We start from the raw sequence: 15,492 nt of genomic DNA on the forward strand, positions 1-15,492 counted from the left end.
CTCCATAGGATTGACTTTTCTCCGAGCTTCCCATTCCCTGTTCTCTTGGGCAGGTTAAGGGTCGGATGGACTTTGTTGGATAAGCCGCCAACATCAGCATTTCACTGAATTAATTAAAAGTTAAGCCCACCTATAGAGGTGAAGCCCGTACAGCTTGTTAGGCAGCACAACGAGTCGCACTATTGTTGCATACAATGCGTATGGGTGTGAATGCTGCGGTAATGCTTCCGCTTCCATCATGTGAAGTTGTCAGGAACAAGTATTTTTCGATTAAATCCTCTTTACCAACCCTGATATAATCAGGCAGTTTAGCGGTTATAAAAATTCGCTCTCCTTTTCCAAGTGCGCCTGCGGTTTCGTATAAAATACCGTCACCACCTACGATGCTGTCAAAAAAAGAAAAGGCATCCCTGTTTTGTACAATTTGGTAATCTTTTCCGACCACGCCAAGTATTGCATCGTTATCGGTGCGAACCGTACTGAAATAATTCGGAACTTCTATTTTATTGTGGATTGTTTCATTATCCAAAATAATATCTCCTGAGGATGTAAATAGCTTGCGTTTTTCTATTTCATAATCCAATCCTGCGTGCTTAATTGCTTCGGCGCTTGTTGGGTAATCATCAATGATTTGCCCCAAACTATGCCATGCTTTTTCTTTGGTACTGAAAAAACTGTGTTTTCCTGACTGCTTGTTGTAATTTATATTATGTGCCATGATGTTAAATTTTAAGTGATTATGATATTATTAAAAAGGTAGGTCTTGCGCTTTTTTGGATTTCTTTTCCGTTACTGCTGAACTCTTTGTAACCGTTTCTGTCTTTTTTGCAAAAGCCAAAATTTTAATATTGTTGGTGTGAAAGGTCAGAGTACCTACTGCTACGCCTTCGCTGTTATTATATACATTGATACCAATGCGTCCAAAAAGCTGTACAAGTGTTCCTTTTTTTAGCCACTGTGCTGTTTTAGCATTTAGCCAATAGGAACAATTGATATAGGTTGTTACTTCCTTTACCTCGAGACTTCCTTTGGGCTTATAATTGTCATTGATGGCAATACTAAAATTGACCACTTGTTTGTTGCTGTTCACTTGCTGAACTACTGCATCCCCTGTTACTCTACCTGTGATTTCCATAATTTTAATTTTTAAAGATTATTACTATTTACTTTCTCTCTAATCCTGCTCAACAAAAATTGTTTTCAAAAGAAAAAACGGAAAAAAAGAAAGCAAGATGCCAGTGGATTAAGGATGCGCAAGTGCTATAAGTCCCGAAGGGTGGCAAGGGAAGCGCCGCCATTATGCGCACGCAGCATGCTTGAGCCACTATCTTAGCTGCCCTTTTAGCCCGTTTCGAGTGAAAGCTTTAAGTGAAATTCTTAATGGACTTTGATTGAAATACCAGCTATTATGTGATTAAATGACTTTAGAAGGAACAACTTCTATTATTTTATTAAAATATGGATAGATCTGTCCTTATAATTAATTTGCTAAAAAAATCAGTAAATTATTTTCTAATTGCATACCTGTCTTGTATATTTTTCGCCTTTACGGTTTTCCATATTTTCTTTCCGTTGCTTTTTCGTATTATTGTATATAAAATGCTATTAATGTTAATTAACTATTTTGATAACGCCAGTACAACCAAAATTGATTCAAGAGTTCTTGAAGCAATGTCCCCATATTTAAATGATTTTTTCGGCAATGCATCTAGCAATCATGAATTTGGAAAAAAAACTAAAAATTCTATAGAAAAAGCAAGAACCCAAGTTGCAGAATTAATAAACTCACATGATGATGAAATAATATTTACATCTGGGTCTACAGAATCTATAAATTTAGCTTTGAAAGGTTATGTGGAATCTAATTTTGATAAAGGAAATCATATCATTACTGTGAAAACAGAACATAAAGCTGTTCTTGCAACCTGTGAATATTTAGAAACAAAAGGATTTGAAGTTACATATTTGAATGTAGATCAGCGAGGAGTAATTTCTATTGATGATTTAAATAAGGCTATTAGAACGGGTACATTTTTAGTTTGCATAATGTATGTTAATAATGAAACGGGAGTTATTCAGCCCATTAGTGAAATAGGTTCAATCGCTAAAGAAAATAATATTAGATTTTTCTGTGATGGTACACAAGCCATAGGTAAAATAGTAGTTGATGTTGAAAAAGATAATATTGATATGTTATGTCTTAGTGGGCATAAATTAAATGGACCTAAGGGAGTTGGAGTTTTATATAAAAGAAGAGGAATAGAATTAACCCCTTTATTACATGGAGGAGGACAAGAGAACGGATTAAGAAGCGGAACATATAACACTCCTTTTATCGTTGGCTTAGGAAAAGCATGTGAGATAGCCCATAACGAATTAAAAGCAAATGCTTTAATTCTTGAACTTATTTCTAAGTATTTAATTCAAGAGTTAGAAAAAATAACTGGATCTATTATTATTGGAGAAACAAAATCAAGAGTTCCTAACATTATTGATGTTTTAATCCCTGGTTTAAATTCTGAAATATTTATTTCAAAATCGCACGATATAGCTATAAGTAATGGTTCTGCGTGTACTTCTCAAATTATTGAAAGCTCACATGTATTGAAAGCAATGGGATTTAGTGATCAAGAATGTAATCAAAGTATCAGAATATCAATAGACAAATCAACAACAGAAAATCAAATAAATGAATTAGTTAAAATCATAAAAGCCGAAATAATTTAGTAGTTATAAAAATAAAATTTTACTATAAAAATATTAAATTAATTGAACCGATAAAAGAACTAATTTACTTATATTACGTAATCATATAAACAATAAAAATGCAAACTATAAACCCTTATGGTGGATTTAAAATAGACAAAAACGAATTGTATAAACTTTTTTTTTTAATTTATAACAACCCTACTTTTAAGAAAAAAGATCTTCTCTTGGAATCTGGTTTTGGCGACAATAAAATTGAAAATTTAAAATATTATTTAAAACATTTTAATTTACTTGACAAAAACTATTTACCAACAGAACTTGCTAAAGTGGTTTACAAGTACGATAAATATTTTGAAGATGAGTTTACTTTATGGTTACTAGCTTATCATTGGTCTAATAAAATATCTAATCCTTTTTTATATTATCAACTTTACGAATCATCCGACTCAAAAACAAAAGATGAACTAAGAAAAGATTTTAGTTCATGGGCAATTATGAACGATATTAAAATTGATTATAAAAAGGATTTCTTAGGTGGTCTAGTTTCTATAACATTGAATTCATTTTCCGAATCAGATGCTTTTAAAATTCTAAATATTTTCAAGTTGCAAAATGAAAAATATTCAAGGGATATTGCTTATAAAATGAATTCTCATCTCTTAGCTTACGTGTTATATGATAATCGACAAGGTAGAACAACCATATCATTTGAAGAATTACTAAAGGAACCAAATAATATTGGAAAATTTTTTAATTTAGATAAGGACATGCTACTACAACAAATATATGCACTTAGAGACATTGGGCTTGTTGAGTATGTACAAACAGCTAATCTTCAGCATATTGTTTACATATATCAAGATTCAAATTTAAAATTAATAGAGAGATATTATGACCAATATTAATGAGTTTATTACCAATGTTAATACCTCAAGGAAAAGAACCGGTGTTGTTTATTGTTCAGGTTTATTTAATCCAGTTATTACACAGTTTGAATTAGAGATTCCGAATTTATTTTTTTTAGATTCTACTAAGCTCTATATTGATACCCTTACATTTTCACCAAAAGAGTTATTAGATAAAATTGAACATGAATCTAAACATAAAACCACGATAGTTTTTAATATTGAAACTTTTATTGTTTCTAATTCAGATGGTTTTATTAATCAGATTGCAAAACTATTAACTTCTAGAGAACCATCGAAGCCAATATTCTATTTTTTTTACTCAAAAAAAATATTTCGAAATTTCAAAGATGAGTTTGAAGCAAAAGAGCTCAATCATAAAAACATTATAGAATTATAATATTAAGAAAGAAACATATGAAACTAAACAAAATAATTAAGTTATCTGATGCATTTGCTACTGAAGTAAATGTATTACGTGACTATTCTTATAGAAGCCCAGAAGGGAATGAGGAGAAAGTTAAAGGATATCTCCCAAATAAAAGTTCTCGCGACATTCTAAAGAGTATATTATTGAGTTGTTCGGAAAGTACAGATAAGAAACTACATCTTATCATATCTTCATATGGAACAGGTAAATCATATTTGTTGTTGATTTTAGCTAATCTTTTAGCAAACAAAAAAATTGAAAATAGTTTTATTGATAAAATTAAAGACAAGGAAAACTATTACAACGATGGACTTTCTAAAAACTTAGAAAATCATCTTAATAATTCAGCACCTTTATTAATAGTTATTCCAGAATATGGTGACAATGATTTTGATCATGCATTACTAGAGGGCTTGAAATTTGCATTGAAAAACAATGAGATTGATTATGTTCCAAAAACTAATTTTGAAGAAGCCATAAAAACAATCAATCATTGGAATGAAAAAAGCCCTCAGAATTATCAACAGTTAAATGAATATATTAAAGAAAGCACTATAGAAAAATTCATAGAGCAGCTAAGTTCTTATGATCAAAGCACATATGTCGAATTTAAAAAAAATTATAAAGATATAATTGGGAATGCTTTTTCTGAAAGCCACACGTCAGCATATCCGATATTTTCAGATACTGCTAAAGCAATAAGAAAATTTGGATTTAGAGGTATTGCCATTATATACGATGAATTTGGAGAAATGCTTGGAAAACTTATCAATAGTTCTTCTTCTGCTACAGGATTGTCAGTTCAACAGTTTATTGAAGATGTAAAAGCAAAAAAAGACAATTGTAATATTCTTTTTATATCTGCAAGTCATCAAGACCCTCAGAGCTTGAGAACTAACAAAGAGAAAGATTTAAATAAGATTATTGGGCGTTTCGAAAGACATCAACTTATAGTTTCCGAAGCAGAAGGAGAAGAAATTATTGGAACTATTTTTATCAAAGAAGATCCTAAAGAATTCGAAACTATTTATAAAAATCCTTTGTTTAAAGAACATCTCCAAACTATTCAAGATTTTAATCTTTATCCTAATAAAGATACTTCTTGGATAGAAACTAAGGTGCTTGAAAATTTATATCCATTACATCCGCTTACCTCATATATTCTACCTAGATTATCAGCAGAATTTGCTCAAAACACAAGGTCTATGTTTAATTTTCTAAGCCCTATAGAAACAAAAGATGGTGCTTTAAGAAATTATTTGGATTCAAGAAATGTTTTAGATGATAATAAATTAAATCTTTTCACGCCTGATCTATTACTTGAATTTTTTCTAAAAAACATAAGAGAAGATAAGGGCGGTATGATACAAGCTTATTATGAAGCCTATAGAGAAGGCCTTGGGAAAATAAATGATGAAAACCAACAAAGTGTAATAAAGAACCTTTTTATGCTATATGTTGTCAAAAATGCACTTATTCAACCAAATAAGGAAACTTTATTTTGGGCTATGAATTGGCAAAGTTCCCGAAGAAATGAATTCTATAATCTTTTAGATGATATGGTTCTCTCTCGGGAACTTTTAGAGTTAAATCCAACAAATAACAATTATCAATTTCCAGACTTTGGGGCTGCTCCATTATCAAAAGTGATAGATGAGGAAGAGAAAAAATTGGATGAACTCTCATTATCTCAATGTATGACTATATGGGATGAGATTTTCAAACTAGAAAATTTTCAAACTAGGGATCATAACAATAATTTCGGTTGCAATAGAAAATTACATACTCAATCTATTAATGATATTGGGAATTTATTACATGCGATAAAAGAGTTAGAAGACTATTATCAAAGTAAATTTACTTATTTTGGTAATGGTTTCTTATTTTACTTACTCGGTACATCAGACGATGAACTTGAAGAACTCAAAAACGTTTTTAGTAAAAAAGCAGAGTTACTGCCATATATCGTATTTGCGACACCTATCAATCTTCCTCAATTTGACAATTTAATAAAAGAAACTCTCTTCTTCAAAGCTATTAAGAATACTGCCGAAAGACCAGATGTTTTACAAAATCCGGCCAGATTAAAAAACATCGAAGATCAAAAGAATGTAGCCTTTGGTAAGTTAGAGGAGAAGATTAAAATATTGTATGAACCTTCTAATTGGAAATGGAATTACCTCAATGAAAATGACATTGAGTTAAGTTCGAAGCCTAAATTTAGTACTTGGATCAATCAAAAAATAGACCACCTTTTTCATGAAACACCAACAATTAAAGATGATGCTCTTTGGTTTTTAGATGGAAATAAAGGAGCTAAAGATCGTAAACAGGCACTTTCTATATTACTCAATGATGGTAAAGATAGAATACCTTTACGAGATGACAACAACAGTGCTGCTGATAGAAGAATTATTCGAAATTTCTTTGCAAATACAGGAATTACAACGGATAAAAAAAGAGAAAAAAATGTTCAGTATGGTGAAATTAAAGTACCTGATCCAGATAGTCAGTTTTTTAAAGCATGGAAACTTATTGATAGCAAACTTAAATCAGGTTCACATGTAAATCCTATTGATATTATAAATCCCTTATTGCAAGCACCATTTGGATTGTCTGAAAACATTATAAAGTTTCTATTAACCGCTTATATTAGATATGATATTGAGAGAATTACTATTTCAGACAGTAAAAGGAAATCTGTATTAGCGATATCGACAGATCATATAGATTTATTAATAAACAAGCCTTCAGAATATTTGATTAGAAAAATTGAAATTTCTGGACCTGAACTACGATATTTAAACCTGTTAAAAAAATTATTCGATAAACAAGATATTAATACTTGGGCGGATTTAACTCAGAAATTTATTGGAGTTGGTCAATTCCTGACATCTCTTCAAAAAAGTATAATAAAAGATTCAGGAAATACTAATTTGATAAACTTTTATAAATCACTCGAAGATTTAAAAACTGAATTTCAAATAAATGGATCTGATAAAGAAAGAATAAGCAAAGAATATTTTCAAGAAAACTTGCCAAGTATACTCTTTAATGAAGGACGGACATTTATAGAAGATGATTCTAAAGTTAATAATTTGCTCAAAGATCTAGATTCTTTTAAAAAATATCCGGGTGAAAAAGAAACAGAGATAAAAAATGAGGTTATCAGAGAATTGTCTAAAGAAGTCTTTGGTGTAAACATTGTCACAAAATCTGAAATAACAGAGGTGGTTGCAAATTGGTTTAAAAAATTACCGGCACCAAATCAAAGTGGAAAATTTGGCAATGCCATTGTTACAAAATGGTTGTCAGAAATTAAAAATAAATTTATCAGTGATCCATTTGATTTGTATTTAATTGAATTAAATGAAAAACCAATCAAAGATTGGAGTGATATTTCATATGAGAAACGTGGGTTTATAAATAGATTTATAGATTATAAAAAATCCGTAGAAGAATATACCAAAAGTCCAATAGAGGTACTTCAAATTATTGCTCGCAGTATGTTTCAAAAACCAGCATCTGAATGTAATTCTGAACAAGTTTTTGAGAACTATATTATGGATTGGTGGAATACATTGCCAAATATTAATAAATCTGAACAATACAGTGACCAAACAAATGTATTCATTAGTCAAATCTCATTTCCTTCCACAATTAAAACTCGTTACCTTGAAATAATTCCTCAAGCATGGGAAAGGTTTGAATTCCTGCCATCACATATTCCAACTAATTGGGAATCATGGAGTAATTCTGATGCCGCGTTTGTTGGAGATAAGTATCTTGAATGTATCAAAGAAGTGATTAATTGGAAACCACCCGTTGAAGTAAAGGAACTCTTAATTTCTATAGGAAATATTTTTAATGGAGAGAAAATAGAATCCTTTGATCAGTTATATATTGTTATTAAAGAATGGCATGATCATTTGTCAAATAGAACAAAAAATGCTAATTGGGATCTTATCAATGTAGATGTTTCAACTTTAATGATTGCATTAAATGACAAAAATAATTTTGAAAAATTTATTACTCTTGATTTACCTTCTTTATTTAAGCTTGTAGAATTTAAGCAATGGAATGAAACAGTTTTGGATAGCTATATTAAAAAAATTGAACTTCTAAAAAGGAGCATCGAAGATTATAAGAGACCTCTTTTGGAGATAATAGAAATCATTGAAGAAAAAGATCATGACAAGTCTTCAAGTGAAGATGCTTATAAATTTAAACTTCAAACAATGATAAAAGAATCAGATGCTTATAAAAATAAAATAGATGTAGAAAATCTTAAAGACCCTGTTTCTAAAATATTGTTTACAATAAATGATAAGAACGAAGGTACTTCCTTTCTTGAACATATTATAAATTCAATTTCATTAAAATTAGAAATTGATAGCAATTGGAATTTGTGGACTGATAAAGAAGAAAAATCTTTTATCATAGCATTTAAAAAAGGTATTGATAATTTAATTAAATGGAAATTCCCTGAAGCAGAAAAAATAAAAAAGGCCAAAGTAAAAGTTAAGCAACAGATTTTGTTATTGCAAACAGAACTTGACTTAGATGAATCTCAAATGAGAAAAGTGCTAAATGATATAATAGAAGATAAATAAACTTAGATCATAATGAGAATAATTATAGATGTATATAATTTAGATTCCTATTCAGATGCTTTTTTTGTGACTGATGATGAAACTTTTATTGAAGCCAGAGAGTTAATTTTAAAATTTAAAAGAGAAGAAAAAGCAATTAAAACAATAGTTGTTACCTCTCATCCATATTCTAATTGGTTTTACGATTTAGAAAATGAAAGTCAAATATCTGTTGAACATGTTTTACCTTCAAAAATTCTTAAGCAAAAATTCGTAAATGTAGATTTAGATAAAGACCTTAAAGAAAATGATATTATATTTTTAAATCTTATTAATGATACTATTGAACCAACTGAAATATCAATAATAAATAAATTCATTGGTCCTTTTCTACTTAATAGCAAAAAAATAATTGAAGAACTATATGAAATTACTAATTACGTATCTAATGCTCCCAAACAATTCTTAGATTCTAAATATCTAACTAAAAAGTGGTCAAAGTATTTACAAACTAATGAGGTTAATTCCCCATTAGTTAATTCCTTACTTAACAACATAAGAGATTTGGATAAAGATTTCTGCAAGGTAATCAATAAATTGGTCTATATGTCTAATTCTAAAATTTTACTAAGAGATTTCTTGCACGATGAGATGGCGTATTTAGTGTCAAAATTAAGTTGTTCTGCAAGTGATATAGCAATCTTTTTTACAGATACGAGATTTAATATTTCTTTTAATGAGCAATATGAAGTTAAAATAGAAAGTTTTTTTAAAAATTTATTTCAAGAAGAAATTAATGAATTTTTTAATGAAAAAAATGGATATAAAGCAACAATAAAAGCATTTCTAAGACAAGCAAAGTCAATATCAACAGAAGAAAAAGAATTTATATATTCTAATTATGCCAACAAAATTGATTATGAAGTAGAAGAAAAAATAAGATCACTGATAAAACCGGAGCTTCTTTCTCCTCCAGAGATTGAAAATCTACCATTACACTCTCAAATAGATATTTGGCAAAAATGGGCCGTAGATTCATTTATTCCTTTTAAATTTTATCTTGATGAATTCCCTAATAATGAAGATATAAGTTTAGTTGAAAAATATGCTAATGTTTATTCTGACTGGCTTTTTAAATCTTATAATGATATAATTCAAACAGGTTTAAAAACTAATTATAATATTACCAATATAATTCATGATGAACTTTCTAGCTCAAGTATTATATGGCTTATTATTGATGGTTTACCAGCAGCTTATACTGAAACTTTAAATTCGATATTAAAATCACATGGTATTAATAAGGTTCAGCAAGATTATAATTTTGCAGCGGTTCCAACTATAACCGAAATAGGAATTCCAACTCAGTTAAGCGGTAAATTCCCGGAATCGGAAGACTATACAACGAACATGGCAGAGGCTTTAAAATTAGCGTTTAACTCAAAGAAAGTGGTCTTTAAAAATAGTATCAAACATTTCGGAGAAGCTTTAGAATCTGATTTTGATCTTTGTTGCTTGCATTGGCATGAAATTGATGAATTTATGCACAAGGAGGATAATAATATTGAAACAAGAAGGATAGAGGAAATAAAACGATTATTAAACTCCCGAATTAAGCAGATTGCAAATATTATTAAGTCAAGTACAGACAAAAGAATAAAACTAATCGTTTCTACCGATCATGGCAGTACTAAATGTCTGACCCAAGGGCTTAATATTAAAAATTCCTCTTTGTTAGAAGCTTGTAGAAACAACCCTAAAGAAAGATGTGTTGAAATTACTGGTAATCTATCTAAAGTAAATCTTGATGAAAATGAGATTTATTATTTAAAGAAAGAAGATACACTTAATACTAAAGATTGGGTAATTGCAAAAGGTTACAGGTACTTTGGAAGATTTGATTACGGATACCGTCATGGAGGATTAACACCGGAAGAGACAATTGTTCCTTTCTTAATTTGTGAAGTGTCTAAAAATGAAATAATGCCTATAAAAATAATATTTGGTGGGCTTGTTGATTTACAGCTTGGTTATACAGAAACCATTAAAATGCTTATTAGAAATGATAATGATGCTGTTGTTGTGATTGAGGAAATAAAGATACATGAAGACCAGAACTTCAATATTAATATAACTCAAAAGCTTCAACCGATGTCTTCCAAAACATTTGAAGGAAATATTAAAATACCAAAAAATATAATAATAGATAATCGTAAAGCAAAATTAAAAGTATTGGTTAATTATTTTGTATTTGGGGAAAAACAGCAAGTTACTTCGATAATTGAAGTGCCTATTAAAAAATCAGTGAATGAAAATTTAGATAATTTATTCAATTAGTAAAATGGAAAATAATTTAAAAGAAAAAATACTATCAGTTTTCGAAGATGCAAGTATAGATAAAAACCTATATAGCAGTTCTGGATTAAATGAGCAAAGTATTCCAGTTTTTGTCGGCGAATGGTTAATAGATAGAGAACTTAAAGGTGGAGATTGGGATGATGACGTTAAAGAAAAAGTTTTAGGTTTTGTTTCAAAATATATACCAAAAAAGAGTGACATAGAGCTTTTAAAGAGTAAACTTAAGAATGGTGAAAATGTTACAATACTTGAGTTCATAAGCCCTAAAGTTGATTTAAAAAAAAATGAAACATATGTTGAGTCCTCAAGTTTAGGAAATCAGAAAGTTTTTATAGAAGAACAATTGCTTGATCAATTTCCTAGATTATTACAAGGTGGTCTATGGGGCGCTGCTGTATATAATTATCAAGTAGCAGATAAAGGAGGGGAAGTTTGGCTTCAAAACTTTGTACCGCTACAGGCATCTCAAATTGATTTTGATAAATATGCGAAGCAAAGACTTGAATTTTCATTAGAGGAATGGATTGCAATTTTAATTAATTCTATTGGGTTAAATCCTGATGGTTATTCTACAGATAAAATTAAACAAGTCTTATTAACTCGTTTATTGCCTTTTGTTCAAAAGAGAATAAATCTCTTTGAACTTGCTCCAAAAGGAACTGGAAAATCATTTGTTTTTGGAAATTTTTCACGTTACAGCAGACTTGTTACGGGATCAATATCGCCAGCAGTTTTATTTTACAATGAAAACTCAAAATCACCTGGTTTGTTAACACAATTTGATGCTGTTGTTTTTGATGAAGCACAAAGTCTATCTTTTTCAAATCCTGCAGTCACAGTTTCTAATTTAAAAACCTACCTTGAATCTGGAAAATATGCTAAAGGGAAATTTGAGTCTACTGCAGATTCCGGAGCCGTTTTTATAGCAAATGTTCAAATGGATTCTAGTGGTTTACCTGTGAATTCAAAAAATCTTTTTAGAGAACTTCCACAAATACTTCAAGAAACGGCATTTATTGACAGAATACATGGCATTATACAAGGATGGGAATTGCCAAGAATTGAAACATCTACGTTATCTAATGGAATGGGATTTAAAGCAGATTTTATTGGTGAAATTTTCCACGCTTTAAGAAGCAGAGTAGAGTTTGACAAATTTGTAGAAGAAAGAAGTAATTTAATTGGTACTAAAGATTTAAGAGATAAAAAAGCAATTATGAAAATGGCTTCTGGTTTTCTTAAGTTATTATTTCCAAACTTAACTACAGTTACTGAATCAGATTTTATTAAACACTGTTTAGAACCTGCAATAGCACTTCGTCAAAGAGTAAGAGACCAGCTGCATTATTTAGATCCCGAATTTAAAAATTATATCATTAATGTAGTTGATCAAAACAGCCCGAGTCAAAATCTTGAAAAAATATTAATCGAAGAATCCGAAGAGATAGTGACATCACCAAAAATGGAAGTTTCAACATCTACTCGAGTGCTTGAGATAAAGGAAGGCGATTTAGGGTATTCGTATGAAATATTATTTTCACCTTTTTTTGAGTCGTCAAAAGAAATTAAATTAGTTGATCCTTTCATTCGACTTTCATATCAGATAGACAATTTTCTGGCTTTTTGTAAATTATTACCATCATTCAAGATTAGAAAAATAAATTTAATAACAAGTAATGGATATGAGGACGATGATGATCAGTTAAGGAAAAATAAAATTAAATTTGAAGAAATAAAAATGGTTTTATTAAAAAAAGGTATTGAATTTGAGTATGAGTTTTCTGAAACAATTCATGATAGATACATTGAAACTGATAATGGTTGGAAAATAACTTTGGGTAGAGGAATTGATATATTCCAAAGGCCAGAATCTTGGTATGATCTTGATAGGGATGATTTTACTAAGAGAAAATGTAGAGCAACAATTATTAGCTATAATAAAATATAATCGATAAACTTATTTTTCGTTTTCTGATGTCAAACAAAAAAGGGTTAACCTCTAAAGAAACAAAATCTCTTCTAAAAATAAGTGATTGTAAACTCATGCATTTACGTTTAGAAGAGAAAATTGAATATAAAAAAGAGGGTAGAGCTTTTTTGTATAAATTTAAATAAAAGAAAACTATCTTATATTTAATAATAAGGAACTTTTTTTTGGTAGTAAAATCTCCTTAGTATGTATAATTTTTTTTAAGAATATTTCCATTTATTAGTAATAGAAGTAAAATACTGCCTCAAGAAACGATATTACCCTCTTGTTGTGAATCCTTGATAAATATAACTATATAAAAATTATTAGTAAGTAAACAATATAAATATTAATTAAAAATACATTCTTGATTTATTTTTTGAAATAGAGGAATTATTGTTGAAACATTATTGAATCTCCTAAGTTTACTATGATGCAGCATTTTCCTTACAATCCAAAAAACTCTTTCATTTTCTCTATTAAAATCATGGAAATTAATATTTCCAATAGGAGCATTATATTGGAAAATATACCAAAAAACTTTACCTAATTGAAAAATATCAGATTGATGATCAATTTTACAATCATAATTATATTTAAATCCTTTTTTTTCATTTAAATACTTATTCATAACTTCAGGGGAAGCCCATCCACGAGGACCTATAAACTTCCCTTCTTCATAAAATTTATAATGAAGTTCTTTTCCATCAACTAAACCTAAATCACCTAGCTTCCATTTACCATTCGCGAAGAAAATATTGTCAGGTTTAATGTCTCGATGATAAAAGATTGCATTGTCTAGTTGATTTATTCCATCGAGTAATTCTAAACAGAATAAAACTTTATTTTCAAATTGAAGCCCATCATGTTTTTCTTCTATAAATGATTTTAAATCATAATCAGCAACTTCCATTGAATAAAACAAATAATGACTATTATTTATTACACATTCACCGGAATCATAAATCTCAATAACATTTTCATTTTCTAATTTCTTACATATATTTAAAGCATCTATCTCATTCAAAAAGCGTTTATGGGTATTGGTATAATCATTTGTTGTTTTCCCTTTGAATTTCTTTTTCCAAAATGAAAACTTCAATATTTTTAAAATTGCTATTGGCGCAATATCATCAAAAGTTTCTGCATCGGAAGCTTCGTCAACAGAATACAGTTTTAAAATAATTGAGTTCCCACCTTTGTTTCCATCATTAGATAAGTTATTAAAAAAATATTCTTTATCATTAATATTAATTATGTTATTTTTAATGTTTTCGAAATCAATATTTAAAATATCCGCATTGAATCTACTTTTCTCTATTTTTATATAATCTGGAAATTTTACTACAGTCATAAAGTTTAATTATTTAACAGCTCTACATCTATTAGAAGATATTCATATATTGATTTCAATTCTATTTTGTCTTCTGTAAAGAGATTACTTAAATATGTTAACACACTGAATAAGTTGGGATTCTTTTCTATATTTTCAAAATCCACTTTGTTTAGAAGTATTGATTCCCAAAATAATAATCTTTCTTCTCTTGCCTTCTTCGAATTACTTTGTGAGACGCAATTAATGGCATAACTTTTCAATGCTTCACTTTCCTCATTCGTAGGTCTAATATACTGATTGCCATCTTGGTCTTTCTGACTTAAAAAAAGTAAAATTCTATATTGATAATTTAAAAGATCGATAGGAAGTTGATTATATTTATTTAAATAGCAAAAGATTGTATAGAAGTCATTTTTTTTGCTTATATCTAGTTTTGTTAATTGGATATATATCATTCCATCCTGACAATATATTTATAATCCTTTCAAATGAATTAAATAGAGAAGTGAATTCATCTTCACTAATATCATTCGAAAAGAGCTCTTTTTCGATATATATTTTTTTATCTCTTATTCCTTCAAGACCAATATTTATTTTGTTCTTTTTATCTTCATCATATTTGAACAGGTAGCCAAGAAGTTCTTGTATAAAATCTCTATCATTAAATCTACTCACTGTCTTATCACTAAATAAATCAAGATTAATAAGAGACTGGTTATTTGATAATTCTTCTGCTAACTTTAAGAATAATGTATCACTATAATACGCTTTTTGTCTTTCAGGATCATTAAGATTGATACCTTTTTTATTAATAAAATAATAGACTTCTCTTATTTGTTCGTCACTTATTTCATATATGTAAGCTACTTGTATAATATAATCTAGAAAAGTTTCTTCATCACTTAACTCAATATTGTCCTTAGAGGTTATTTTTACCTCACCTTTGTTGTGCTTTATTATAGTTCTTGATCTTTGTTGCCCATCTACCATTTCCATTTGTCCATTCCCAAGTACCCTTATGAATATATTAGGCAATGGATATCCTTTTGAAATAGTATTTATCAAAGCTTTTTGGTCAGGTAGAGACCATATAAATCCTCTTTGATACGATGGTGAAAGATTTATTTTTTCAGTTTTGGTCAATTCTAATAATTCACGTATTGTGATTGTATTGTATTTGTAATACATATTTT

At 28.9% G+C, this 15,492-nt stretch carries 9 protein-coding genes and 1 pseudogene; 6 read left to right on the forward strand and 4 right to left on the reverse strand.

Annotated features, from left to right (window positions below):
- Positions 1-178: 178 nt before the first annotated feature.
- Both RB619_RS00005 and RB619_RS00010 read right to left on the reverse strand, forming a co-directional pair.
- Positions 179-718 (reverse strand): annotated as a pseudogene (locus RB619_RS00005) (DUF932 domain-containing protein); the annotation flags it as partial.
- A 30-nt stretch (positions 719-748) separates the two neighbouring features.
- Complete coding sequence (locus RB619_RS00010; RefSeq protein ID WP_308092296.1) at positions 749-1,135, reverse strand: single-stranded DNA-binding protein; 387 nt, start codon at positions 1,133-1,135, stop codon at positions 749-751.
- A 473-nt stretch (positions 1,136-1,608) separates the two neighbouring features.
- Between RB619_RS00010 and RB619_RS00015 the strand changes: the two genes are divergently transcribed.
- The 6 genes from RB619_RS00015 to brxL all read left to right on the forward strand — a co-directional run bounded on the left by RB619_RS00015 (position 1,609) and on the right by brxL (position 12,942).
- Positions 1,609-2,727 (forward strand): cysteine desulfurase family protein, encoded by a 1,119-nt coding sequence (locus tag RB619_RS00015; protein ID WP_308092300.1) that lies wholly within the window; start codon positions 1,609-1,611, stop codon positions 2,725-2,727.
- Positions 2,728-2,825: 98 nt separating this feature from the next.
- Complete coding sequence (locus tag RB619_RS00020; protein WP_308092307.1) at positions 2,826-3,614, forward strand: DUF4007 family protein; 789 nt, start codon at positions 2,826-2,828, stop codon at positions 3,612-3,614.
- Positions 3,601-4,014, forward strand: coding sequence for a hypothetical protein (locus RB619_RS00025; RefSeq protein ID WP_308092318.1), 414 nt, complete (start codon positions 3,601-3,603; stop codon positions 4,012-4,014). Before RB619_RS00020 ends, RB619_RS00025 begins: the two co-directional genes overlap by 14 nt.
- Positions 4,015-4,031: 17 nt before the next feature.
- The gene (locus RB619_RS00030) at positions 4,032-8,657 is read left to right on the forward strand and encodes a hypothetical protein (protein ID WP_308092326.1); all 4,626 of its coding nucleotides are present in this window, start codon (positions 4,032-4,034) and stop codon (positions 8,655-8,657) included.
- 12 nt (positions 8,658-8,669) lie between these two features.
- Positions 8,670-10,973, forward strand: a complete 2,304-nt coding sequence (locus RB619_RS00035; protein ID WP_308092335.1) for a PglZ domain-containing protein — start codon at positions 8,670-8,672, stop codon at positions 10,971-10,973.
- A 4-nt stretch (positions 10,974-10,977) separates the two neighbouring features.
- The gene (gene brxL / locus RB619_RS00040; RefSeq protein WP_308092352.1) at positions 10,978-12,942 is read left to right on the forward strand and encodes a BREX system Lon protease-like protein BrxL; all 1,965 of its coding nucleotides are present in this window, start codon (positions 10,978-10,980) and stop codon (positions 12,940-12,942) included.
- A 370-nt stretch (positions 12,943-13,312) separates the two neighbouring features.
- Here the strand turns inward: brxL and RB619_RS00045 are convergent, their stop codons facing one another.
- On the reverse strand, positions 13,313-14,317 hold the full coding sequence (locus tag RB619_RS00045; protein ID WP_308092361.1) for a protein kinase: 1,005 nt from the start codon (positions 14,315-14,317) through the stop codon (positions 13,313-13,315).
- Positions 14,318-14,707: 390 nt separating this feature from the next.
- A complete protein-coding gene (locus tag RB619_RS00050; RefSeq protein ID WP_308092368.1) occupies positions 14,708-15,487 on the reverse strand; it encodes a DUF262 domain-containing protein in 780 nt (259 codons plus the stop codon).
- Positions 15,488-15,492: the final 5 nt, after the last annotated feature.

Origin of the sequence: Flavobacterium sp. LHD-80, assembly GCF_030929605.1 — a bacterium.
Classification (GTDB): domain Bacteria; phylum Bacteroidota; class Bacteroidia; order Flavobacteriales; family Flavobacteriaceae; genus Flavobacterium.